This is a genomic window from Ferruginibacter sp. (genome assembly GCF_014377975.1).
Classification (GTDB): domain Bacteria; phylum Bacteroidota; class Bacteroidia; order Chitinophagales; family Chitinophagaceae; genus Ferruginibacter.
In genome coordinates this window covers 22,373-47,768 of the sequence record NZ_JACMOO010000038.1, presented here as the reverse complement: position 1 = coordinate 47,768, position 25,396 = coordinate 22,373, and the positions used below count along the sequence as shown (strand labels likewise).

Annotated in this window: 19 protein-coding genes; 15 read left to right on the top strand and 4 right to left on the bottom strand. The window is 37.7% G+C overall.

The features are described from left to right. Positions 1-205: 205 nt before the first annotated feature. Entirely contained in the window at positions 206-472 is a 267-nt protein-coding gene (locus tag H7254_RS02580) for a hypothetical protein (RefSeq protein ID WP_301931503.1), read from the top strand. A gap of 136 nt (positions 473-608) precedes the next feature. Here H7254_RS02580 and H7254_RS02575 read toward each other — a convergent pair whose 3' ends face one another. The 4 genes from H7254_RS02575 to H7254_RS02560 form a co-directional block, all read right to left on the bottom strand. Continuing rightward, positions 609-1,925: an adenylate/guanylate cyclase domain-containing protein gene (locus H7254_RS02575; protein WP_301931502.1), complete on the bottom strand. Its 1,317-nt coding sequence runs from the start codon at positions 1,923-1,925 to the stop codon at positions 609-611. Positions 1,926-2,096: 171 nt separating this feature from the next. Beyond that, positions 2,097-3,662 (bottom strand): D-arabinono-1,4-lactone oxidase, encoded by a 1,566-nt coding sequence (locus H7254_RS02570; protein ID WP_301931501.1) that lies wholly within the window; start codon positions 3,660-3,662, stop codon positions 2,097-2,099. A 52-nt stretch (positions 3,663-3,714) separates the two neighbouring features. After that, positions 3,715-4,347, bottom strand: coding sequence for a D-arabinono-1,4-lactone oxidase (locus H7254_RS02565; RefSeq protein ID WP_301931500.1), 633 nt, complete (start codon positions 4,345-4,347; stop codon positions 3,715-3,717). A 12-nt stretch (positions 4,348-4,359) separates the two neighbouring features. Then, complete coding sequence (locus H7254_RS02560; RefSeq protein ID WP_301931499.1) at positions 4,360-5,319, bottom strand: hypothetical protein; 960 nt, start codon at positions 5,317-5,319, stop codon at positions 4,360-4,362. A 947-nt stretch (positions 5,320-6,266) separates the two neighbouring features. Between H7254_RS02560 and tpx the strand changes: the two genes are divergently transcribed. The 14 genes from tpx (at position 6,267) to H7254_RS02490 (ending at position 25,377) form a co-directional block, all read left to right on the top strand. After that, a complete protein-coding gene (gene tpx / locus H7254_RS02555; protein ID WP_301931498.1) occupies positions 6,267-6,884 on the top strand; it encodes a thiol peroxidase in 618 nt (205 codons plus the stop codon). A 336-nt stretch (positions 6,885-7,220) separates the two neighbouring features. Continuing rightward, entirely contained in the window at positions 7,221-10,409 is a 3,189-nt protein-coding gene (locus H7254_RS02550; RefSeq protein ID WP_301931497.1) for an alpha-amylase family glycosyl hydrolase, read from the top strand. A 206-nt stretch (positions 10,410-10,615) separates the two neighbouring features. Beyond that, positions 10,616-11,356, top strand: coding sequence for an NUDIX domain-containing protein (locus tag H7254_RS02545; RefSeq protein WP_301931496.1), 741 nt, complete (start codon positions 10,616-10,618; stop codon positions 11,354-11,356). A 463-nt stretch (positions 11,357-11,819) separates the two neighbouring features. Beyond that, positions 11,820-14,855, top strand: a complete 3,036-nt coding sequence (locus H7254_RS02540; protein ID WP_301931495.1) for a SusC/RagA family TonB-linked outer membrane protein — start codon at positions 11,820-11,822, stop codon at positions 14,853-14,855. A gap of 46 nt (positions 14,856-14,901) precedes the next feature. Beyond that, positions 14,902-16,473: a RagB/SusD family nutrient uptake outer membrane protein gene (locus tag H7254_RS02535; protein WP_301931494.1), complete on the top strand. Its 1,572-nt coding sequence runs from the start codon at positions 14,902-14,904 to the stop codon at positions 16,471-16,473. A 20-nt stretch (positions 16,474-16,493) separates the two neighbouring features. Beyond that, positions 16,494-17,324, top strand: a complete 831-nt coding sequence (locus tag H7254_RS02530) for a SusE domain-containing protein (RefSeq protein WP_301931493.1) — start codon at positions 16,494-16,496, stop codon at positions 17,322-17,324. A gap of 69 nt (positions 17,325-17,393) precedes the next feature. Continuing rightward, positions 17,394-18,791, top strand: a complete 1,398-nt coding sequence (locus H7254_RS02525; protein WP_301931492.1) for a SusE domain-containing protein — start codon at positions 17,394-17,396, stop codon at positions 18,789-18,791. An 810-nt stretch (positions 18,792-19,601) separates the two neighbouring features. Beyond that, positions 19,602-20,003, top strand: a complete 402-nt coding sequence (locus tag H7254_RS02520) for a hypothetical protein (protein WP_301931491.1) — start codon at positions 19,602-19,604, stop codon at positions 20,001-20,003. Between the two features lie 104 nt (positions 20,004-20,107). Beyond that, positions 20,108-21,667 (top strand): hypothetical protein, encoded by a 1,560-nt coding sequence (locus tag H7254_RS02515; RefSeq protein WP_301931490.1) that lies wholly within the window; start codon positions 20,108-20,110, stop codon positions 21,665-21,667. Next, positions 21,668-23,311 carry a hypothetical protein gene (locus tag H7254_RS02510; RefSeq protein ID WP_301931489.1) on the top strand — a complete coding sequence of 548 codons (1,644 nt, stop codon included), beginning with the start codon at positions 21,668-21,670 and terminating at the stop codon, positions 23,309-23,311. A gap of 316 nt (positions 23,312-23,627) precedes the next feature. After that, positions 23,628-23,936, top strand: coding sequence for a transposase (locus tag H7254_RS02505; protein ID WP_301931488.1), 309 nt, complete (start codon positions 23,628-23,630; stop codon positions 23,934-23,936). A 62-nt stretch (positions 23,937-23,998) separates the two neighbouring features. Beyond that, entirely contained in the window at positions 23,999-24,838 is an 840-nt protein-coding gene (locus tag H7254_RS02500; protein WP_301931487.1) for an alpha/beta hydrolase-fold protein, read from the top strand. Between the two features lie 92 nt (positions 24,839-24,930). Next, positions 24,931-25,164: a hypothetical protein gene (locus H7254_RS02495; protein WP_301931486.1), complete on the top strand. Its 234-nt coding sequence runs from the start codon at positions 24,931-24,933 to the stop codon at positions 25,162-25,164. An 81-nt stretch (positions 25,165-25,245) separates the two neighbouring features. Next, positions 25,246-25,377 (top strand): hypothetical protein, encoded by a 132-nt coding sequence (locus H7254_RS02490; RefSeq protein WP_301931485.1) that lies wholly within the window; start codon positions 25,246-25,248, stop codon positions 25,375-25,377. Positions 25,378-25,396: the final 19 nt, after the last annotated feature.

The following is a 25,396-nucleotide window of genomic DNA, read 5'->3' as shown; positions in this document are numbered from 1 at the left end:
GTTTTGCAAGCTTGGAATTTTGCTGCCTTACTTCATTGAATTGCTGTATCAATTCTTTCTGGTTTCCATAACATTGATTGAACAATAAAATCTCCGCTCTATCTTTCATTACCTGCTCTTGTTTTTGGTCCTGCAGCTTATTGGAAAATCCACGAGTATTGCCCCCCTTCCACCACATCTATTTAAACGTAAAATTGAATGGGGAATGAGGGTCGGGATTGCTGGTATTTCCACCATTAATGCAGATACCAGTAAAATGTGGGCGTTATTGATGAATTCGGTCAGGGGCAGTAATACAAAAGAAATATACGAAGCCTTACTGACTGAGAAAGAAAGATTTTTATTTTCTCAACAAGCTCAAATAAAAATGGCGATGATAAACGTTCAATGCCTGCATTGGGGTATGAGTAAATGGAGAATGGAGAATTGCTTTGTGCACTTCAATATTACGGAGGTGGTATGTTGGGAATGAACAAAAATATAATTTGTATATACAAAGACCTTGACGCGAAATTTAAATTGATACTTGCTGCATCAGCAACAGCCAATTTATAAATAAAAGTTACAGTTCCGGGTAATTAAATTGATAGGCATAAAAAAACACCTTTTTATTCAGTAATTACTGCTGTATTTTTGGCGCTTTCTATAAAGTACATATCCACGTCGCCTTTGTCCTTGGCTGCAATTTTTCCCCGGTACAGACAGGCAAAATTGTCCTTTATCAATTCATAAGTAGTTCCTGAAATATTTACTTTACCAGCCTCACCACTGCTCTCCATCCGGGAGGCAATATTTACCGTATCGCCCCAGATATCGTAGGCAAATTTTTTGGTACCTACAATACCCGCCACAACTGGGCCCGTATGTATTCCAATGCGCAATTCAAGAAAAAGCCCATCGCCGTTGCTTTTTTGCTGCTGCATAAATTCCTGTATTTCCAGCGCAGCCAGTGCTACATCACCTGCATGGGTATTATTTTCTTCGGGCAGGCCGCCGGCACATAAATATGCGTCGCCAATTGTTTTTATTTTTTCAAGATAATATTTGCTAATTACCTGGTCAAAAAAACTAAAATAGCGGTCTATTTCTCTTACCAGTTTTTCCGGATCAAGCCTTTCAGATAATTTGGTAAATCCTTTAAAATCTGTAAACATCACTGTTACCATGTTAAACCGTCTCGATTTTGCGGTGCCTGTTTGTTTCAATTCTTCGGCTGTTTCAAAAGGAAGAATATTCAGCAGCAGGTTATCTGATTTTTGTTTTTCCAGGGTAAGGCTTTCGTTTTTTAATGCCAGCAATTTTTCCTGTCTTGCATTTTCTGATTTATAATAATACATAATCATAAAAAGAATAACAAACATGGTAATATGATTGGCTACATAAATAGAATTGGCCTCGTCGCTGTAAAAAAATATGGGCTTTAAATGCGTAAAAGAATATTTTGCAAGGCTAAAAAAAAGCATGTTCAGCAAAAAATAAAGAAACACCACCCGTGGCTTTTTAAAAAACAACATGGCCGTAACGCTACTGGTAACAAAAATATATTCCACACCAGTTACTTTGCCGCCGCTCACACTTTGCTCCAGGTAAAAAAGAAGGTTAAAAATTGTAAAGAAGTGACATGCCAGGCTATGCTTTTTGTAATAGTTTATAATGATGGGCATGGCATATCCAATAACCCCGGCAACACTTTCATAAAATACAAACCTTACTTTTTTATCAGTGGCATATGTTATAACATAAATAAAAAATATTGCAAAGGCCCAGCTGCAAATGCCATTAATAAGCCGGGTTCGTTTTTTATCAAAGTCGCTTGTATTATTGTCTATACCGATATTTATAAGCCTGTTCCAGAAATGCTCTGCTTTTTTTACCAGGGTGTTGGCAAATATTTTATTTGTTGCCTTGTTGAGATCGCCATCCATTTTTTTTGTTTAAAATAATATAGTGTGAATGGTCAATGGTAAATGGTCAATGGTGAATATTTCACTAATGATCATCCTTTCTCCACCAATCGATGCTTCATCTTATTCTTATCTTTCATTCGCATGCAAAGATAATCCTATAAGCAAGGTATAAATCAGCTGCAACATTACTTAAGTTAATCCAAGGCGCCCCCGCCAGTAATCCGTTAAAAAAATCTTATGCGGATCCATTTGATCTCTCAGCGTTTTCCAGACGGACCATTTTGGATAGCAGTCAGTTAAATTAACTACTGCAGGAAGCGCCTTACCCCAATGTGGCCTGAAAGGGATATTGTTTTTATTTAATAGATCCCAGAATTGCTGAAAATAATCAGCCGGTATAACTTTAGATTTTTGAAAGTATAAAATATTTATCCTTACAGCGTCATTGCCATAAGCAGGGCTTAGCCAGCAATTACTTTTTTTTGCACCTAAAATTTCTACGGTATAAAAACTAGTGGCACTATATCCCTTTGTGTTATAATCATTTTCCAACACATTTACCAGTTGCATCGCCTTATCTGCAGACACCCACATTTCGCTGTAAGCAAGGTTAAATAAACTGCCGCTGTATTCAACTTTATCCATCGGTAAACTGTTAAGCCAGTTATCCCAAAATATCTGCGGCGGATTGGCGATTGTATTTACAGGAAAATAAAAATCCGTCAACAATGGATAAAAATAGGGAAACACTATTTCCAGGCCCAGTTCAAGCATCTTTTCTTTAAAGCTACTTTCGGCTCTGCTGTTACCATGCAGGGTGTATATCCAGTCGGGCCAGGTGGCTATTAGCTGAAACCCCGTAACAGCAACCGCTTCGGACGGAAGTGTACTGCCTAACAGTGCCGGAAACATGGGTTGATATGGTTTGGGTTTAAAACTGTCCACGCTTCCGGTGCCTGCAGTATAATCACCAGGCTGCATGGTTTTGGCCTTCCAGCTAATGGCACGTTTTAGCGATTTAACGGGCCACCATAAAATGCGTGAAAATTCTGTTTTCCTGATATACGTTTCTAAAGAAGGTTTATCAGTTGTGCCCGGCCCAAAAAAATCATAGGCACAATCTGCAACTGGGGTAGTAGCCTGTTCGCCGATAATATCAAATGCCGGTACACATTGCAGTGTAACCTGTGTAATAATACCCAGCAAGCCCATTGAAACCGGGATAGCATAAAAAGTATCATCAGTATTATCAGTTTTATTGAAAACATTTATTTTGCCTGTGCCATCAATGATGCGGATTGACAAAATACATTCATCAAAAGAATGCTGCATGGTTCCGGCAGAAGAACCTGTTGAAATAAAACCGGCAACCGTTTGGTGAATGGCCCCGCTTACATTAGGTATTGCCAGCCCTTTTTGATTTAACTGAAAAAATAAATTTTTATCCTGCGATAGTTCCGAAACACCGGAAGGATCAAACGGATCTGTACCAAGATTACAACCACCGCCCACCGTAACCTGGCTGTTACCCTCACCAAATGTTACGGTCCTCATCTGGTCCAATTCAATATTTATATTATTACCAAAGGCGCCGGTAGCAGCATTATAGCCATCGGCATACACGCCCTCAACAACAGATTGTGCTGCTCCCCTAACCCTTACCTGTAATTTATTTTGTATAGTATATTCAACCAGTTCAACAATATCGTTTTCATTTGCTGGATGGTATAAGCCATTGGCTGCAGGCTGTATCATAATTCATCATTTTATTCAATTGTAAAAAAACTTTTAACATTCCCACAATAGTTTAAGGAGTATCAATGTCAAGGTGATCCCGCCAGTAATCATTTACAAAAACCTGTTGAGGGTCCAGTTGCGTTCTCAGGTCTCTCCAGTTTTTCCATTTTGGATAATTGGCCTGCAGGTATTTTACGCCCTGGTCGCCTTTACTGTCGGGCAGGTATTTACCCCAGTGCGGACGAAAATTATATTTTTGTAAAAGAGTCCAGAATTTTTGATAAAATTTTACGGGGTCGCCGGTATTGTTGCCAAACCAAAAAACATCTATGCGTATCACATCCAGTTTGTAAGATGGACTCAGCCAGAAGTTATTGCTTTTGGCAGGATAAATTTCGAAGCTAAAGGCCCCGGTATTGTCTGTGCTTTTATTATAAAAATCAAGCAGATCCTTCATCACCTGTTGCGATTGCGATATATCTATCCACATTTCGGTAAACCAAACAGGCATCAGTTTATCACTCATCTGGTTATCCATCGGCAAGCCTGTCCACCATTCATTTGCAAAAAGCTGCGGGCCTTTATTTTTATTATCCGGTTTATCTACCGTAACAAATATATCCAGTATTTTAGGTAGCAATAATGGGTAAAACATCAGGTCAACAGCTGTCTTAATTACATTATATTCTAGGGTGTCGCCCAATAGTTCCTGCAGCTAATCGGGCCACCTGCCGATGGCTGTAAATAAAAAATCAGCGCCCATTGTAGCCAGTGCAGGACTATTAAAAACATAAGGTACTTCCTCATAAGGTTTTAAAAGTTTTGGCTCCTCGCCTCTTTTTTCATAGGCATTTTTGGCCCAGGCGTTTGCCTGCAGTTCAGTTGCCTGGCTCGCTTTCCATACCACCATTTTATGTACACCTTCCTGAGGCCACCACATTAAACGGGTATAATCTGTTGTTTTAAAAAATGTTTCCAGGCTGGGTTTTGCATCCTTACCCGTAATGTCGTTGCCAAAAAGATTTATTTCGCAATCTGCTTCATACGTGGTGGCTTCATCGCCGGTGATGTAAAATTTTGGTACACATTTAAAAGTAGCGGAAACAATAACACCGAACAAACCCATGGTAGCAATGGCTGCGCCGTAAAATGGATCATCCTCATTGCCATCCGCCGGTCTGCTGAATGTTTTTAAAGTAGCCACCCCACCTTCGCAGGTAACAATATCAACACTCATTAAAGCATCTTCAAAAGAAAATTTGGTTGAGCCGCCGGATGATGCAGTGCTTAAAAAACCGCCAATAGTTTGATGTGTAATGCCCCCAAGATCGGGAAGGGCGAGCCCCTTGTTATTGAGCTGAAACAATAAAGAATTCTCTTTATTGGAAACGCCCAAAGGATCCCAAGGATCGGGGCCAAGATGACAACCTGCATCAACTTTTACCAAATCATTTTCTAAAAACTTTATACCATACAGGTTGCTGAGCATTACATATTTGTAGGGCCTGCGGCCTGTTGAACCTTTTTCCAATGTATTGATAAGCGGGAAAGAGTGCGCTGCTCCACGAACACAGATGATTTCGCTTTTGGCTACGGCATCATTTACCAGCCATAGTACATCGTCGATTTTTGTTGGCAAGAAATAGTCTAACCCATTTACTTTTTGAGGATCCATTTTATTAAAGTTTACCTATAAAAATAATAATGACAGGGTAAACGGAATAGCTTGTTAAATGTAGGAATTATACCATACAAAGCGCTAAATATTTCAAACATGTTTTACAGTAAGAGAATCTATTTCACAAGAATTTGAAATGCTTAATAATGATTCTAATGTTACAGGATTTAAATTGCTTAATAAAAATGACAAACCTATAGTTCAAATACCAAAATAAATTTTACTGCTACTGTGGAAAATCCACGATTGTTGCCCCCCTTTCCATCACGCCAATTTAAACGGATAAATGAATGGGGAATGGGGTCGGGATAGCTGGTATTTCCATATCTGGTGTTATAAGGATTCATTCAGCAAACAAAGCAAAGGCCGATTCTTTGCCTTACCGTAATGAAATGGCAGAATATAAAATAAGGAAACTGTTTACCTATTGTGTAAATAAAAATTATAAAAATCTGGATGTAGTTAAGCTAACAGATCAGGTTAGTAAATTATAAAACATTCTTTCTACTTTAGTATATTAACTATTTTAAAGGCAATTGATAAACACTACAGAACGGCAGATAAAAATGCACAGATTCAGTAAATAAGCGTGCACAACTTCGGCAAATATGAATGCATGATCCGTTATTAAAAGTTACAGCTTTGGAGGCCACTAAAGGTCAATAAAAATGGATACAAAAATAGTTGAAGAATAGATCACGAATTGCGAAGTTCAACGATTACACAGGTAGAGATTACGTCATCGGTCAATAACTAATGTTTTAGCATTGAACAGGAGAACGGTAACAGGGTATTTATTGCTCAGTGAAGCTGATAGGAAGCTGATTAACTTAGTACGTATGGAAGTAAATTAAAAATAAAAAATTAGTTTCCTCATTAAACAACCATCATATGATCAAACTATTTTAGCTACCTTCATTTTTATTAAATAAAAATTGATTGTGATGAATTTTAAAAATAAGTTAGCCTTTACTACAAAAATCCTGTTTTCAGTTTTTCTCGGTGCCGCCTTATTAACTGCAAATTGTTATGCTCAAACAAAAGCTGCCGACAATGCTACAGGTGGTACTCTTATCACATTAGGAGGTACACCTACGCTTACTGTGGGGAAGTTACCAGCTGTTGGAACGCAGGTTAAAGATTTTAATTTAACCGGACTTGATCTTAAAGAAAAGACCTTATCCGATTTTAAGGATAAATATGTTATAATGAATATTTTCCCAAGTGTAAATACGGGTGTATGTTCCAAAGCAGTTAGAAAATTTAATGAAGAGGCTGCCAGCTTAAAGAATGCGACCGTACTTTGTATTTCTAAAGATTTACCCTTTGCTCAAAAACAATTTTGCGGCGCTGAAGGAATTAAAAATGTAGTAATGCTTTCAGATTTCAGGTCTGATTTTGGCAACACCTATGGTGTTCAGATTGCAGATGGTGTTATGCGTGGTTTACTGAGTCGTGCAGTAATTGTTGTTGACCAAAATGGCAAAATTGTATATGAGCAACAAGTGCCTGAAATAGGCCAGGAACCTGATTATGCAGCTGCAATTGCTGCTGTGAAATAAGTTATTTTTTCGGTCAGACATTTTCATTTCCCCACAACTCTTTATTGCGAAAAAGATGATTTTTCGAAAATATGTTAGCTTGTACACTTTAATGTTTACAGGCTTTTTTTAATTATAGTATTTAATTAAAACTATTGAACACTTGACCCGGTGCAACCGTGTAGCATACACGGGCGCTTAAATTAAAGAAAGTATTTTCCGGTAAGTCATTGTGCATAAAAATTACGGCCATTCAAACAATAATTTAAGTTGAATTTACAAACAGGAGTTTCCTTTTAAAATATTTTTTTGCTATTTTCAATAATGTGTTTAATTTACACATTAAACCATTGCGATATGAGAAAGATCATTCTTTCAATCAGTACTATATTTATAAGCTTTGCCGTAAGTGCCCAACTATTATCCTGGTCTCCACAATTTGCTTCAGATGTTTCAAGTATAACAATTACGGTAGATGCTACACAAGGTAACCAGGGTTTAATGGGCGTTACAACTCCCATTTACCTGCATTTCGGGATAATTACAAGTGCCAGCAAAGATTCAAAAGATTGGAAATATACGCCCACTACCTGGGCAACAACTACTGCTCCGGTTGCAACTTCATTGGGTAATAATAAATGGTCTTTTACCATACCAAATACCCGTACCTATTTTAATTCCGCAAATGGCGGTGTGCCTTTTGGGGAAACTATTTTAAGCATTGCCCTGTTATTTCGTACTGCCGATGGTAGCAAGGTGCAACGCAATGCCGATGGCTCAGATATGTATGTACCCATCTACAACATAGCATCCAATCATATTCAAATTATTCATCCTAATATTTTGCCTTTTTATACTGTTGCGCATGAGCCTGTTGTTGCCACCCTTAATCAGGCTATACCTTCAACTGCTGTGGCTTCCACCAATTTAGGTACATTAAATATGTATTTAAACGGAACAAAAGTTGCCGGTCCGATTACTACAAAAGATACCATTACCGCTAACCCCATAATTACTACCAGCGGCAACCAGGTATTGGTATCAGAACTGGTTATTGCCGGTGTTAGTTATTACGATTCGGCTAAATTTTATGTTGCGCCAACAGCGGTCGTTGCCCCATTGCCTGCAGGTGTTGCAGAAGGTATTAATTATGGTACAGATTGCAGTTCGGCAACCTTAGTACTTTTTGCACCCAATAAAAGTTCCGCTGTGGTACTCGGCGATTTTACTGGCAGCAATTGGCTTGCGCAGTCTCAATTTCAAATGAATAAAACACCCGATGGAAATTACTATTGGTTAACCATTTCCGGGCTTACTTCAGGTACCGAATATGCGTATCAGTATTTGGTAGATAACTCCATTTATATAGCAGATCCATATGCAGAAAAAATATTGGATCCTTTTAACGATCCGTCTATTCCCGCCGCTACTTATCCTGATTTGATGCCTTATCCTACCAATTCAAATGTTACTTCAAATAAAAATGGAATAGTTAGTGTGCTGCAACCTTGCGCACCTGCTTATATTTGGAAGCAAACCAATTATGTACGACCGGAAAAACGTAACCTGATAACCTACGAATTGCTGGTACGCGACTTTGGAAATGCCCGTAATTACCAGATGCTGATTGATACAATTGGTTATTTCAAACGCCTCGGAATTAATGCCATCGAATTAATGCCGGTAAGCGAATTTAGCGGAAATGATAGCTGGGGCTATAATCCAACTTTTTATTGCGCACTGGATAAAGCTTACGGAACCAAAAATAAATACAAAGAATTTATTGATCTCTGCCACCAAAATGGTATCGCTGTAATAATGGATGTAGTGTACAATCAAATGGACGCCTACAGTAATTCCGAAGGTAAATTATATTGGGATGCTGCCACAAATGGTCCTGCTGCAAATAGTCCCTGGTTTAACCAGAATGCTCCGCATCCTTATAGTGTTTTTAATGATTTAAACCATACTTCAGCAGCAACGCAATACCTGGTAGAAAGATCGATGGATTACTGGTTGTCGGAATTTAAAATAGATGGCTTTAGATTAGATCTTGCAAAGGGTTTTACTCAAACGAAAAGCGATGGAACAACGGTAGAAAATTATGATGCCAGCCGTGTTGCAAACCTAAACCGCTATTACGATCATGTAATTGCTACATATCCTGATACGTATATGATCCTGGAATTTTTAGGCGTCCAACGTACGGAAGAACAGGCTTATGCTGCCAAAGGATACTTACTTTGGGGTAATAATAACGGGGCCTACAACCAGGCTACGATGGGGTATGCAGGTAATTCTGATTTTTCTAAAATTGTTTATAACGATCCGCAGGAGGCATTTACAACTCCCGCTGAAATGGGCTATATGGAAAGTCATGATGAGGAAAGGTTGATGTACAAAAACTTGCAATACGGTAATGGCGCCGGTACATATAGTGTAAAAACTTTACCAACGGCCTTACAAAAGGAAGCTGCTGCTGCAGCAGTTTTCTTTACTGTGCCGGGTCCAAAATTACTTTGGCAGTTTGGCGAAAGAGGTTATGATATCAGCATTAATGATGGCTCAAGAACAGGAGCAAAACCGCCGCATTGGGAATATATGGCTGATGTAAATCGCCTCAATTTATACAATGTTTATGCAAAACTTATTAAGCTCAGACTTTCAAATCCATCTGTATTTAATAATTCAACTTTTAATTATGATTTCAATGATAACGGTGGATTGGTAAGGCGTTTTCAAATTGCAGATTCCATCGCCGGAGGCATAAATGTTACTGTAGTGGCAAATATGGATGTTGTTGCTCAAACAAGAACCGTAACATTTCAAAAAGCAGATGGCTGGTATAATTATGTAGCAAACGGAACAGGCACTGGTATAAATGGAGTAACCGATAGTTTTAATATTGCCAGTACAACTCAAAGTATTACTTTGCAACCCGGCGAATACCATGTTTACATAAGCTTAACCGGTTGCAATGCAGTTCCGGCTCCATCGGGGTTATTAGTTTCCAACATTACTAACAATAGTACCACGTTAAACTGGAATAGTCAAAATGGCTTATTTTATACAGTAGATTTTAAACCAACCGGCTCAACAGTATGGATGAATGAAGTTAAAAATACTACTACTGGAAGTATAACGTTATCTAATTTAAAGCCCGGTACAAATTACGATTGGAGGGTTAGCACGAATTGTACTGCAACGCCTGCTACGAATTATGTGCTGTCTAATTTTACTACCGGTTTCAATATTCCTGCTATCAGAAATTTAAAGGATGGATATGGCATTAAATTAACGCCCAATCCTGTTATTGGGCAGGTAGTAATTGATTATTTTATTGGCGGAACTGGTATGGTAAATCTAACCCTTGTAAACCCTTTGGGACAGCGGCTTAAAATTCTTTTCAGTGGAATGGCAACACCGGGTCAATACCAGTTGGTTTTACCAAATCAATTGAATGAGTTAACCACCGGAAATTATTTTATTTGGTTGGAGCAAAATGGCAAAGGAAACGTGTTTCATTTTATAAAAAATAAGCAATAACAGAAAGCGCATAAATGAAGTCTATTTTCACTCAAACTATTTTTTATCTCAACTCAATACCGTAAGAAATAGTTTAATCAACTGGAAATAGAAACTTACTGCATTTCGGTTAAGGTGAAGAAAACTTAAGTGGTCTGGCATAAAGCAGGACAGTTTAATTTACGCTAGGCTGAATGGTTTGGTGATCTAATTCTAAAAAACAACACATGATAACAGATGAAAAATTGTTGCCATCAAAAAATGCAAAATCATTACATGCCATACAATCTGAAGTAGAGAATATTAATAGGATTGCACTTTCTGTAGACTGTGTAATTTTTGGTTTTGATGAAAATAAGTTAAAGGTATTGTTGATAAGAAGTGATTTAAAAAAGTATGCCGGTAAATGGTCATTGCTGGGCGATTTGGTTTTTCCGAAGGAAGACCTGGATGCAGCTGCTTACCGAATATTAAAACAGCGTACCGGTTTAAGCGATGTGTATTTGGAACAGGTACATACATTTGGTGCTGTAAACCGGCATCCTGCCGGCAGGGTGGTTACCGTAACTTATTGTTCGCTTATAAATGTGCAGCACCATAAAATAAATATACTCGACAATGAATTGCATTGGCATGATGTAAAAAATGTGACAGACCTTGCTTTTGATCACCAGCAGATTTTTGATATCTGTTTAACGCAATTACAAAAAAGAGTACAAGAGCATCCACTTGGATTTAATTTATTACCCAAAAAATTTTCGCTTCGCGAACTGCAAAATTTATATGAAGCCATCTTAAATTTAAAAATGGATAGAAGAAATTTTAGAAAAAAATTCTTCTCCATGGATCTGTTAACCGACCTCAATGAAATGGAACAAGATGTGCCTCACCGGCCGGGAAAATTATATAAATTTAATTATGAAAAATATTCTAAAAGAGAAAAAAAATGGACCGGTATAGATTTTTAAATTTTTTTCAATAATAAAATATCATTTAAAACAAATTATTCTGGTAATGTGTAACAGGGGAATAATATAAAAATAAATTATCGAAGCCGGAATTAAAATATGCATACTCGTTTTATTTAACATGATATTACTTCAAACCAAAATCTTTCTTACCTAAATTAAATAATTAGTATATTTTTCTACAAATGTTTTTATAAAATGCAGCTAATAAAATAATTAAATTGTCTGCACATAATAAAAGTTTAAAATAACGACACACATTGTGTACAATTTACATGTTAATACAGTGTAAAAAATACACATTAAAAAAAGCTGTATTAAAAAACGGTGACTACTTGCCGGAATACTAACGAAATGCTACATATTAGATTACTCCAATGCCGCCCGGGATATGGAATCTTTCCACCAAGCATTTTTTAAATTATTTCGTAATCATTTTAAAAAATGAAACCAAATGCATAATATGAAAAAAAGAATTACAACAATTGCCCGTTATTTTGCAGGTACAATTGCAGTGATGCTGATAACAATGTCAGCCATTGCTCAAAACCAGCTAACCGGAAAGGTGAGCAACTCCAAAGATGATACCCCTGTATCAGGAGTAACGGTAACCGTAAAGGGTACAAAGGTATCAACCCAAACAATGCCTGATGGTAGTTTCAAAATAACTGCTCCGGCCGGTGCCACTGCATTGGTATTTACATCGGTAGGATTTGTTGGTCAGGAAAAAGCCATCAACGGACCTACTGTAGATGTTAGTTTTGTTAATAGTAGTCAGCAATTAAATGATGTAATTATTGTAGGGTATGGTTCTGTAAAGAAAAAGGATCTTACCGGATCTGTTTCTACCGTTTCGGCCAAAGATTTTAATAAAGGTTCGTTTGCATCGCCGGAGCAATTGATTGCTGGTAAGGCTGCAGGTGTTTCTGTTATTTCTAATGGAGGTGGTCCTGGTACAGGAAGCTCTATCCGCATAAGGGGCGGAGCCTCTTTAAATGCAAGTAACAATCCATTAATTGTAATAGATGGTGTACCCGTTGATGTAGATGGTGGCGTAAAAGGTGCGCCAAGTTTTTTATCTACCATTAACCCCAATGACATTGAATCATTTACTATTTTAAAAGATGCATCCTCTACCGCCATTTATGGTTCAAGGGCATCCAACGGCGTAATATTAATTACCACTAAAAAAGGCAGAAAAGGTAAACCCGTTTTTAATTTTAGTACACTCGCCTCTGCTTCTATGTTGATTAAAAAAGCGAATGTTTTAACAGCCGGTCAACTAAGAACACTTACCAATACAAATCCTGATGGAAAGGCATTTATACCTTCCTTAGGGATGGCAAATACAGATTGGCAAGATCAGATTTATAGAAATGCTTTAGGTACAGATAATAACTTTAGTGTTAGTGGGGCATTGGGCAATATGCCTTATCGTGCGTCCGTTGGTTACTATGCCCAGGATGGTATTCAAAAAGATAATAGTCTTAAAAGAGTTGCGGCTTCCCTTAATCTTAGTCCACACTTTTTTAATGATCATTTAAAGGTTGATATCAATCTTAAAGGATCCAGCTCTAACAGCGATTATGCGCCTGATGGTTTGGTAAGTAATGCCTTGAGTTTTAATCCTACACAACCAATATATTCCGGCAATAGCCGCTATGGTGGTTATTATCAGGATTTACTTTCTAATACTTTCACAGGTTTAAGAAACGGCGCACCCAACAACCCTGTTGGCTTATTAAATCAAAATAGTCATACAGCGGTTTCTCAACGCAGTATTGGCAATGCATTGATAGATTATAAATTTCATTTTTTACCCGATCTGCATGCAATCCTGAATGTTGGTTATGATATTTCGCAGGGAACAGAAAATTATTATTCTTCTGATAGTGCAGTTAACAGTTATAAATTTTCTGGTAGTGTTAGCCCTATTGATGGGAAATTTCATGGAGGAAATCAAAGTAAGGGGCACGAAACAAGTGCGAATAAATTATTGGAGTTTTACCTTACTTATGGCAAAGATCTAAAAGCAATCAACAGCCGTATCGATTTGGTTGGTGGTTATGCCTATCAAAATTTCTTAAAAACAGTTTATAATTACAGGGGTTATTATTTAGATGGCACGCCCAACGGAACAGGCGCACAACCGTTATATCCATACGATAAACCAGAGTATACTTTATTGTCTTATTATGGTCGTTTAAATTATGCCTACAAAGGGCGTTATTTATTAACCGGTACAATCCGTACGGATGGATCTTCCAGGTTTCCTGCTAATAACCGGTATGGTGTATTTCCTTCCGGTGCTATTGCCTGGAAAATTAAAGAAGAATCTTTCCTTAAAAACTCTTCCGTTCTATCCGATCTTAAGTTACGTATGGCCTATGGTATAACAGGTCAGCAGGATGGGTTGTCGAATTACTCATCTGTTATAAATTATTTTGCTACAGATATTAATTCCCAATATCAATTTGGAAATAGTTTTTACAGAGGGTATACCCTGGCTGGCTACAATACCAATATTAAATGGGAGCAGACAGCAACCTCAAACGCTGGTATTGACTTTGGATTTTTAAATAATCGCATAACCGGTAGTGCAGATGTTTATCTTAAAAAGACAACGGATCTTTTAAACCAGGTAGACATACCCGGTGGTACCAATCCTGCTAATAAATATGTATCTAATGTTGGCAGTATGGAGAATAAGGGTATAGAACTTAATATTAATGCCCAGGTTATTCGTACAACAGATATTACCTTAGATATGGGTTTTAATATTGCTTATAATAAAAATAAAATTACCAGATTAACCTTTGTTTCAGACCCTGCAAACCCCGGTAACAAATACAATCCTGATGGAACAAGTTTACCAGGTACCGGTGCAACTTTATTTATCAATTCTGTTAATCAGCTTCGCGGAGCATTTTATGTTTACCAGCAGGTTTATGATGCAGCAGGTAAACCAATTGAAGATATGTTTGTTGACAGAAACAGGGATGGTGTGATCAATGATAAAGATTTGTACCAATATAAAAGTGCCGATCCGGTAGTGTTTATGGGTTTCAACAGTAATTTCAGTTACAAAAAATGGAACGCAGGTTTTGTAATGCGTGCAAGTATTGGTAACTACATCTACAATAATGGTGCAGCCAATAACGGCAGAACCAGCTCCATATTTACCAGCAATAATACCGTATTAAGAAACGGTTCTACCGATGTTTTATATACCAATTTTAAAGGCGCCAGTGATAAATATTTTTTATCTGATTATTATGTGCAAAATGCATCTTTCTTAAAAATGGATATCATTAATATCGGTTATGCTTTTGGCAAAGTGTTCAATGGTAAAGCAAACCTGCGGGTAAATGTCAATCTGCAAAATGTATTCACCATCACAAAATATACAGGTGTCGACCCGGAAATTGGCAACGGGGTAGACAATAATTTTTATGCAAGGCCACGGATTTTATCCTTAGGCTTTAACCTTGGATTTTAATAAATAATAAATCTTTAAAAAAAATATTTTTATGATAAAAGAGAACATGATAAATAGGCTCCTGCTTTTTGGAGTTGTAGCGATGGGTTTATCTTCCTGTACAAAAAAACTGGATCTTGTACCTACTCATGGTACCAACAGCACCAATTTATTTACAAGCACCTCAGCCTATAAGCAAGTACTGGCAAAGGTATACGGCAGTTTTGCTACAACGGGTAGTAATGGTGCAGGTAGCGGCGATATACAAGGAATTGATGCAGGCACCTCCGATTTTTTAAGGTTGTATTGGAAGGCAGAAGAATTACCCACTGACGAAGCCGTTATTCAATGGGGTGATATCGGTATCCAGGATTTTCACAATATGGCTTGGACACCCAATAACCCATTCATCACTGGATTATATTATCGTAGTCTTTATCAGATTACCCTTGCCAATGACTTTATCAGGCAATCCAGCGATGCCAATCTTGCTTCGAAAAATATTACCGGCCAAAGTGCTGACAGCGTTAAATTATTTAGAAACGAGGCACGTTTTTTAAGGGCTTATCAGTATGCTATAATGATGGATATTTTTGCTAAACCTCCCTTTGTTGATGAAACACCTGTGGCGCAGGGAACTTATCCAAAACAAAAAAGCCGTGCTGAATTATTTACCTGGATTGAAGGCGAATTAAAAGCCATCGAACCAAATTTAGCTGCTGCAAGAACCAATGAATATGGTCGTGCTGATAAGGCTGCTGTATGGTCGCTTTTAGCAAGAATTTATCTGAATGCAAAAGTGTATACGGGTATAGACAGAAGTACAGATGCAATAACCTACAGTTCAAAAGTAATTGGTGCCGGTTATTCTTTAATAAACCAGTACAGTCAATTAATGCTAGCAGATAATAATTTAAATGCCAGCGAATTTATTTTTACTATTAATTACGATGGCAACTATACGCAGAATTATGGTGGTACTACTTTTTTAACACATGCACCTATTGGCGGAACAGCAAAAGCAAGCGATTATGGTGTAGACAATGCATGGTCTGGTTTGCGTACTACAAAGGCATTGGTAAACAAATTTCCGGGTGTGGGCGCACCTGATTTACGGGCCCAATTTTATACCAACGGCCAAAATTTAGAGATAGGTTCTCAAACAGTTTTTACCGATGGCTACATGATTGTAAAATACATAAACAAAACAAGGGCCGGCGCAAATGGATCTAATCAAACATTTGTTGATATTGATTTTCCTGTGTTTAGATTACCTGAAATGTATTTAATTTATGCAGAGGCAGTATTAAGAGGTGGCGCAGGTGGCGATAATGTCACAGCATTAAATTACGTAAATATTGTTCGCACCAGGGCTTACGGAAATGCAAGCGGAAACTGGGCCGCAGCCGACCTTACCCTTAATAATTTGTTAGACGAAAGAGCAAGGGAATTTTATTGGGAAGGGTTTCGTCGTACCGATTTAATAAGGTATGGTTTGTTTACAAATGCTACTTATTTGTGGCCTTTTAAAGGGGGTATTTCAGGTGGCACCGGGGTAGATGATTTCAGAAACATTTATCCTTTGCCATCTGCGGATATTACAGCAAACCCAAGTCTGCAACAAAACCCTGGTTATTAATCTTTATAAAATAATTAATTATGAAAAAAATATCATTTCTTTTAATATCCGCTTTTATGCTGGTAACACTCTTATGGTCTTGTAAAAAAGACGAACAACGGGTAGTTTTCGAAAATGGAACTGCACCGGTTTTATCTTCTGCAACTGCTACGGCAATCCCACTTAGTTTTGCAGGTGCTGCTAATGAGGCAATAAATTTAAGCTGGACAAACCCCAATTATCAATTCAATACCGGTTTAAGTTCATACGATGTTTCTTACCAGGTAGAGATTGATACTACAGGAGCAAATTTTACCAATCCAAATAAAAAAGTGATTGCTTTAAGTAAAGATCTCACGCTATCCATTACGCAAATTGCTTTTAACGACTTGCTTTTAAATCAATTGCAGTTAGCGCCTTCCATAGCCCATAATATAGAAATCAGGGTTAAATCTTTTTTGATAAACAGCACAGGTATTCAATATTCTAATGTGTTGAAATTTACAGCCAATCCTTATTCATTACCTCCAAAAGTTACACCACCTGCGTCGGGTACCTTGTATATAACCGGAAGTGCTGTACAAAGTAGCTGGGTAAATAATCCTCCGGCCTCGCAACAATTTACCAGGGTTTCACCAACATATTTTGTATTAAACAGTATTGCAATTTCTGGTGGTAATTCTTACACCTTTCTTTCAAATTTTAACTCCTGGGATTATAAATATAGTATCGCTGTAAAAAATGATCCTGCTACAGTTTACGGAGGCGATTTTCAATGGCAGGGTAATGATATTCTGGCTCCGCCGGTATCCGGTAATTATAAAATTGAAGTAGATTTTCAACGTGGAAAATTTAAACTCACCAAATTATAATTCAGCAGTTGCTTATTAAAATAATGGCTGCTAGCTTTTATTCGTTTGTACACAAATAAAAAAAACTATATGAAGTATTTTTCAAAAATATTATTTTTCATGGCGGTGACAGGAGCTTTTTTTACAGCTTGTAAAAAAGATACCTTGCCATTTTATACCCATGGTTCAGCCACAGTTTTAAGCGCTTCAACAAATGTAGTTGCGCCGGTTACGGCAGATTCCAATAAAAATGTAATTACTTTTTTGTGGTCAAATCCGCAGTATGCAACCGATTCCTCCACCATAAAATACATGGTTCAAATAGATTCTTCCGGTAGAAATTTTTCTAAGGCAGTCTCAAAAACCATCATTGGATCACGCACCTCAAATTACACGGCAAAAGAATTAAACGCCATTGTTTTGGCGATGGGTTTTAAGTTTAATGTAGCCTACGATGTAGATGTACGCCTGGTTTCCTCTTATGGCAATAACAACGACCAGTTTCAATCCAACATCGTAAAAATAAAAGTAACGCCGTATGTTACGCCACCAAAAGTAATGCCTCCGGCAGGTAAAATGTTATTTATAGTTGGTAATGCAACTGCTGGTGGATGGGGCAATCCGGTGCCTGTAGTAGCGCAACAATTTATATTGATTGATTCTGTTACTTACCAGGGAACCTTCTTTTTAAATGGTAGTAATAGTTATGTATTGTTACCGGTAAATGGTAAATGGGATGATAAATATAATATTGCAGACGCTTCTGTACCTAAAATTTCCGAAGGGGGTGTTTTCGGTGCAAATATGGGTAATACCAATATTCCTGCACCTGCGGCTACGGGTATGTATACCATCAAAGTAGATTTTCAGAATGGAATTTTTACGGTAACCAAGGCAAGTTTATTTGGATTGCTGTATGTGCCCGGCGATTACCAGGGTTGGACACCGGCAACTGCACCTGCTTTAGGTGCTCCGGCAAATGACGGTAATTTTGATGGATACGTAAATATTCCTGCGGGCGGTAGTTATGCCTTTAAGTTCACCACAAAACCCGATTGGAGCAATTCATTGGGCGATGGTGGAAACGGTACACTGATACCTGGGGGCGGTGGTAACTTAGCTGTTTCCGCTGGCGGATATTATCATATTTTAGGTAATACAGTTGCAAATACCTGGTCGGCCACTGCTACAACCTGGAGTTTAATTGGCAGTTTTGCAGCTAGTAGTTGGGGTAAAGATATTCCAATGATGTACGATGCAAATAATCATATCTGGACTGCAACAATAACAACCGCAGCCGGCGATCAATTTAAATTTAGAGCCAATAATGACTGGGGTTTAAATTACGGCGATCCCGGTAAGGGAAGCTTAGTTGTAAACGGTAATAATATTGGCGATCCTGCACATTCAGGAGCCATAATGCCGGGTACACATATCGTCACCTTATATTTAAACAACCCTGGTTATTACACCTACATGATTCAATAAAAATTTATAAATAATATTTAACAAAGAGGTTATCCGTAATTGGGTAGCCTCTTTTTGCATTGATAAAAATCGATCATAAGACAGGCTATGCTAAATTTTCTGTGGTGTAATCTTAGCCTCTAATCCGGCAGCATTTATCTGATAAAGATTTTCAAGATCTTTAGTATATTTTTAGTGGTAGCATTTATTTCTGACATGATATTTTTTTTGATTATCAACGGTAGTTTCTTTACGTTGGTTAAGTTCATTATAAAGTCTGCGGTGGAGTGCTTTTTATTTTATTTATTTGTTTAAATCCAGAAATATCTAATAAACAATTTGCGGAGCTCATGATCTAAAAAAAACATCCTTGCACGGCAGCAGCATTTAGCCACTTTGCTGTCAAACCCTGGCGGCCATCGACAACAAAAAGCATCTGGTAAGATTGTTTTTCGGCTAAAACAGGTTTGCAGAAGCCAATTGCTTCGGGTGTTAGGCGTATTTTAAAACGATAAATTTCTCAATACTGTTGATTATGAAGAAAATATGCCTAATAATAAATGATACCTTGTATATTCAATTATTTTTTCTACTACTTATTTTTAACAGTGTTATCATCTCTGGCAAACTGTAAAGTGTGTTCACAAAATATCAAATATCAAAACAATTAATGAAACCAATTTAAATAAAAGCTTGCTTTACTTTATTACTTTTAGAAAAAATAAAAATAATTAAATCAGCTCCTCCCGGATTAATGCCGGCTCAATACCTAATTAAAAATAGGGAATGGAAGAATAGATTTAAATAAACGAATTGCTAATTATAATGCAAATGCGATTTTTAGTTTCACTATTTATTTCACTTTCATTACTGGCTGCAAAAGAGCCGTTACAAAGCATGATACTCACGTTTTGCAATGCATCACTATTACGGGTGAAAGATTTACTGAGCAGATTTTATTTAGACGGAAAAGTGAGTTTACTGATTGCCAGTTTACCCGATATACCAAGGCTTAACATTGATAAATATTATCATGGTAGCGAGGCCTTACATGGTATTGTGTGGCCGGGGAAATGTACGATTTTTCTGCAGGCGATTGCCTTGGCCATTACCTGTAATCCGGAACCTCACAATGTGCTACGGCCTAATTGTATGAAGCACAAGCCCGCTGGAATGAATTGGAACAGGGTAAAAAGCAGCTGTTGGGTTTTAAAGGCTCTTATATTATTATGATGGGTGCATGTTTGCAAGATATTTGTTTAACGGAAACCTTTGTCTTGTAAAATATATTACTGCGCAAGTCCTGTATCGTTGGTTAACATCATTAAAATAATAAAATGAAAAAAGCGACATTCTTTACCGTACTTATCCTGGCACTTCAACTGGCGTTGCCTTCCCGTATTTACAGCCAGGCAGATGTTGCGGATGAATTCTTCACCAAACAATTTGAATATAACACACTGAGTGATTTTCAAAGAAAGATTTTCGATGATTTTGTTTTGGAAGAGCTACCCCAGGGAATACCCGTAGCAACAACGCTGAATGAGAAATCCGGTACCAGAAATAAAATGCGTTTGGCAGAAGCGCTATGCTTTCGTAACCAAAAGGGCGATTTTGAAAATGCGATGGTTATTATGCGATGGGTTTTTTCAATGCAGAATACTGACCTTGCCAATGAACGATATGGTGGGTTTAAAGGAGCAGTGAATGATAAGACTTATGATGATAATATGCGGGAGTTTATCGGCACGGATCTCATTACCATTTATGAAAAATTTAAAAATAAATTTTCCGCTGTTTTTAAAAAGGAGATAGAAACCTGTCTTATCCTTACAGCAAAAGGAGATATAAAGCGGAATGTAAATCCTGATTATAATAATATTGCCATCATGAGTTCGTTTATGCAGGATTATGTTGGAGCTAAGTTCAATATGCCTGATATGCAGGTCGCCGGTTTACAAAAAGCCAGGAAGATTTATGCCAATTTTCAGAAGTACAATACACTTTGCGAATACAATTCGCCCACCTACTACGGTGTTGATTTTACGGGTTTAGCTATGTGGCGTGAATTGTCTGTTTCCCCTCAATTCAAAGAAATGGGTAAGGTGCTGGAGAAAGAATTGTGGTTAGACCTATCGCAGTTTTACAATGCCCATCTGCAAAATATTTGTGGTCCCTACCTGAGAAGTTATGGTATGGACATGAAGAAATACACAGCAATTGCTGGCGTATGGATCGCAGCCGCAGTAGATGATCCACGCATTGCGACAGTACCGGCAAAAGAAGGTCCGCACAATGAATCTAACTTTATCGTTTGCGTTTTCGATCTCGGTATTTCCATGCCTAAAAAAGCATTGGAACAGTTTAAACATTTTACAGCGCCCCGTTTCTTGTCGAGAACTACTTCCAATTATTATGAAGGTGACCGGCTAAAAAAAGTAACCGCTTATATTCAGTCAAAATGGATGATGGGTGGCTTATGGGGCAACCGGAAAGTATCGCATATTTTAAGAACCGCTACCATGCACTGGCGCTCTTCCGGCAATGATATTGGCTGGCTGATGGTTCCTGGCGAAGGTAAAACCAATGTGGTGGTGGATGAAAAGCAAATGAAAATTTATCTGGCAGATACATCGGCGAAAACGTTTGAAATAATGGTGTATGCGAATGCGAAACTTCCGAAAAATTTTAAAGAGGATAGGTGGGATCTGGATACTATGCAGATAAATGTTACAACAACTATGCATAGAATAAATGCAGAAGTTATGGATAAGGAGTCTGTGCAAGACAATGTTGAAACAACTGTATACTATCCGTACATGTTTAAAATTACCTATCAAATTCCGCCCAACTGGGATGTAAAACAACCCCTGATTATTCTAACACCCCAATATTAAATGATGCTACGAAAAAAAAATCGCAAATTTATTTTACTGGCAGTATTCATCGCTGCCGGCTTGTTTACTATTTCTCTTTTCAGCCAGAATGTAAGCCACCGGGCCGATTTGCTGAAAGGCAATATTGATATACCCACTGAAAGAAAAATTAAATGGAACCAGCATTCTGTATTTGCAGATACAATCTATCAAACCTGGGCAAACCGTGCGTTAAACCCTGATGACTGTAAAGTAAACGCCCCCCGAATTATGCTAGGCAAACTTTTGTTGAAAAAGGATATTGCAGAAGTAAATGCGCTCATCCTTAAAACCCTTCCCTGGGGTGTAACGGGCTCGGTATGGGCACTGAATAAAAAGGGTGACTATGATTTTACCATGGCAATACTTTGCACCATCTTATATTTATTTGGCAACCAGCCTCATATTTTATATCCTGAAACCACACAGCACCTGGTAGATGTTTTACTGATTGAAGAAGGCGGAAAATTTCGTTACAAAACACCCAACACTGCCGGCATAGTGGATGAAACAGAAAATCATTTATTGATGACAGAGGGTTCCCGCTATTTAAAAAATCAATGGAAACGGACAAAGGGAAACAATAATCCGATGTATGATAATATCGCCAACGGAATGGAAAAGAAGTTATCCGAACTGCTCCATGAAATGCGTAATGCTGACTTATATGAATTTAATTCCATGCCTTATACAGGATATACCATTACAGGATTATTAAACCTCGAAGCATTTGCTTCAGAAAAAATCCGGAAAGATGCAAGGGATGTTTTGGACTATATGAACTACACCTATGCCATCGGCAGTTACCAGTTTAAACACTATCCTCCCATGCGCAGAAGATATGATAAAGCTTCTTTTAGTGAACTAACCAATGACTATCATTCCGTATTTATGAAATCATGGATGGCCTATCTGCCAAATCTTGCGCCAGGCCACAATGTAAATGGTTCTGATGTACATGCCATCATAGGCTCCTGTATGCCTTACAGGCCGGCAGATAAAGTGGTGGAGTTGTTATCTGATAAAGGAGATGGCTATTTTATTAAAATTGGCCATGGTGATAAAACATGTCCCGAAATTTATTCTGCCGGTAAAAAATATGTACTATCAGCAGGCGGAGCTAGCCGGGGAAAGGCTTCCGATATTGTTGCCCGGCCCATTGTGCTTTTTCTGGATGATCATACAGAAAGTTTGTCCCAATCATTCCATCTCTCAGGTCCCGGATCTGATTTTATGAAATGGAACAACACGGGTGTATATCAGAATTTTGCCTGTGCGGCTGGCCCGGTATCTGTTCCGGCAGAATATAAGCCGATAGTTGAAAATGAAAACTGGAAAATATTTAGTTACCAGTCTAATATTTTTATTGCTGTTTATTCTTCCGGTCACTGTGGAATAATTTGCCTCTTAACCGGAAACGATCCAAAGCAACTTTTAAAAAAAATAGTAGAGTCAAATGCTGATGCAAAATTATTGGGAACAAAATTTAATTTGCCCGAAAGTTATAGTATTGAATATGATTTGTTAGCATCCGATAACAAATGGGTAATTAAAGCAGTTGATGGCAAATCGGTTGACAGGGACTTTGATAAATGGCCTTTGATAGACGGAGTAATAAATAAATGACATAAGTAATTAAACTACTCAGGTTATAAATTGGTGAGTTTTTATTTTTTGCTCCCTATTGATACGATGTACAAGAGTGCGACGCCAATGAAGCTTAATTAAAAAACTATTGACGGGCTCATAAAAAACAATCACCATTTTAACCCTTGATTACTGTAATAAAATTTCAATTTAAAAATAAAACGTACATTAATATGCATACTTATTAACGAGATATCTCATCGCCTTTCACCCATCAATTTTTATGTTATGTAGGCGAAGGCATGCACACAAAAACAGGCAGAAACAATGATGCAGCGGAACAATTTCAACCCCGATGAATTTATGGAGAATGTATGATGCCCTCTACTGTTTTTTTGTAACCACCTGGGCAAAATCCCCCGGTATTCATTTACGCTTTCTACCAACCTATTCACCTAATCTTAATATTATTGAACAGCTTTGGAAATTTACAAAAAAGGAAATTCTCAATGCCCGGTATTATGATTCGCCAACATTATTTCATCAAACAATTAATACCTTCTTTCAAAACATCAACAAAGATTATTTACCTGATCTGCAAAAATTATTAACCCTCAATTTTCAGTTTTTTGATAATGACACTACACATTCTTATGAGGCGTAAAGTATAAAGTAATTATTTCTGTTTCACCTGAAATAAAACGGGCATATAATAAGGGAGGAAGGTTGTTGCTACATTTAACCAATCAAAATGAAAAAGAACCCAGAAGTAAGTCTGAAGTTACTGTTGGTGTGACTCCCGAAGATTGGGATCCAGCTACATCTTTTGTTATTGACACTAAAAGGAAAAATGTCCTAAACACCGGTATGGATAAAATGTCGGCGCATGTTGGGGAGAAATATTATTTCCAGGTTGTGTATAAGCAAAACATAACCGATGGAAACGAAAATGTAACTGGCAATTTATACAGCGAAGTAGATTCCATTCTGTTAACCCGTAGAACTACCCTTCACCTGGCATTACAAAAAATGATCCCGCCTTCAGTAATCATCAGTCACCCCTTCGTAAAATCAGTGGAGATTAAAAGCAATTATTTGGCAGATTTTTTTGGAAATCCCCGTTTCATTAAAGCAGCTATTTTACTGCCCTCCGGGTATTTTGATCATGCTGGGAAAATTTTCCCGATTTGTTATCGTGCGCCAGGCTTAAATGTAAGGGCCATTGCTTTAAACGGAATGATGAATAAAAAGGAATTTACCGATTGGTGGTTTTCCAAAGATGCACCACAGGTGATTTACGTGTTTCTTGATTCACAAGGACCTTATGGAGATACTTACCAGGTTGACTCCGAAAACAATGGTCCCTGTGGCAAAGCGTTAACCGAAGAATTAATTCCTGCTATCGAAAAACTGGTTCAGTATAACCCCGCAACAAAAATGCGCTACCTCACAGGTTATTCAACCGGTGGTTGGGTGGCACTTGCATTACAGATCTTTTATCCTGATTTTTTTGATGGTACCTGGTCTTATAGCCTGGATCGGTTGAATTTGAGCATTACGGGTTAATCAATATTTACCAGGATTCCACCATTTTCTACAACCGTTATGGATACTTACAACCCGGAAGAAGAACAACTTTAGGAGAACCTGCCTTTTCAATGAAAGACTGGATTGCCGGCGAGAATGTAAATAGCCGTACAAATGTTTACAGGGTTTCCGGTGGTGAGATTGGTGCCTATAATGCTGTATTCGGATCTAAAGGTGCCGATGGACTTCCTTCCCTGATGTTTGATCCGGTTACCGGAAAAATTGATCATGATATTGCCCGCCAGTGGGAGAAATATGACCTTAAAAAAGTGTTACAAAAAAACTGGAGTGTATTGGGGCCATAGCTTTAGGGAAAAATATGGATATGGACAGGAGATATGGATGGCCTGTATTCGAATGTTGCAACCAGGTTTTTTAAGGCCTTTATGGATTCAACGAAAAATCCAGTTTCTGATGCAAAAATATCTTTTACACCAATGGCAGGGCATACACAGGAGTGGAGTGATAAAGTGGTAATTTCAATGTTAGCGGAAAAAGCAGCGACTGCCAATAAATAAAATCTGTGCAGTGGATGGT

Excerpts from the sequence above, each read along its gene's own strand:
- H7254_RS02575 (WP_301931502.1), bottom strand. The coding sequence starts at position 1,925 with ATGGATGGCGATCTCAACAAGGCAACAAATAAAATATTTGCCAACACC.
- H7254_RS02490 (WP_301931485.1), top strand. The coding sequence starts at position 25,246 with ATGGATTCAACGAAAAATCCAGTTTCTGATGCAAAAATATCTTTTACA.
- H7254_RS02515 (WP_301931490.1), top strand. The coding sequence starts at position 20,108 with ATGAAAAAAGCGACATTCTTTACCGTACTTATCCTGGCACTTCAACTG.
- H7254_RS02505 (WP_301931488.1), top strand. The coding sequence starts at position 23,628 with ATGAATTTATGGAGAATGTATGATGCCCTCTACTGTTTTTTTGTAACC.
- H7254_RS02550 (WP_301931497.1), top strand. The coding sequence starts at position 7,221 with ATGAGAAAGATCATTCTTTCAATCAGTACTATATTTATAAGCTTTGCC.
- H7254_RS02495 (WP_301931486.1), top strand. The coding sequence starts at position 24,931 with ATGAAAGACTGGATTGCCGGCGAGAATGTAAATAGCCGTACAAATGTT.
- H7254_RS02540 (WP_301931495.1), top strand. The coding sequence starts at position 11,820 with ATGAAAAAAAGAATTACAACAATTGCCCGTTATTTTGCAGGTACAATT.
- H7254_RS02535 (WP_301931494.1), top strand. The coding sequence starts at position 14,902 with ATGATAAATAGGCTCCTGCTTTTTGGAGTTGTAGCGATGGGTTTATCT.
- H7254_RS02560 (WP_301931499.1), bottom strand. The coding sequence starts at position 5,319 with ATGGATCCTCAAAAAGTAAATGGGTTAGACTATTTCTTGCCAACAAAA.
- H7254_RS02520 (WP_301931491.1), top strand. The coding sequence starts at position 19,602 with ATGCGATTTTTAGTTTCACTATTTATTTCACTTTCATTACTGGCTGCA.
- H7254_RS02570 (WP_301931501.1), bottom strand. The coding sequence starts at position 3,662 with ATGATACAGCCTGCAGCCAATGGCTTATACCATCCAGCAAATGAAAAC.
- H7254_RS02580 (WP_301931503.1), top strand. The coding sequence starts at position 206 with ATGAGGGTCGGGATTGCTGGTATTTCCACCATTAATGCAGATACCAGT.
- tpx (WP_301931498.1), top strand. The coding sequence starts at position 6,267 with ATGAATTTTAAAAATAAGTTAGCCTTTACTACAAAAATCCTGTTTTCA.
- H7254_RS02530 (WP_301931493.1), top strand. The coding sequence starts at position 16,494 with ATGAAAAAAATATCATTTCTTTTAATATCCGCTTTTATGCTGGTAACA.
- H7254_RS02510 (WP_301931489.1), top strand. The coding sequence starts at position 21,668 with ATGATGCTACGAAAAAAAAATCGCAAATTTATTTTACTGGCAGTATTC.
- H7254_RS02525 (WP_301931492.1), top strand. The coding sequence starts at position 17,394 with ATGAAGTATTTTTCAAAAATATTATTTTTCATGGCGGTGACAGGAGCT.
- H7254_RS02545 (WP_301931496.1), top strand. The coding sequence starts at position 10,616 with ATGATAACAGATGAAAAATTGTTGCCATCAAAAAATGCAAAATCATTA.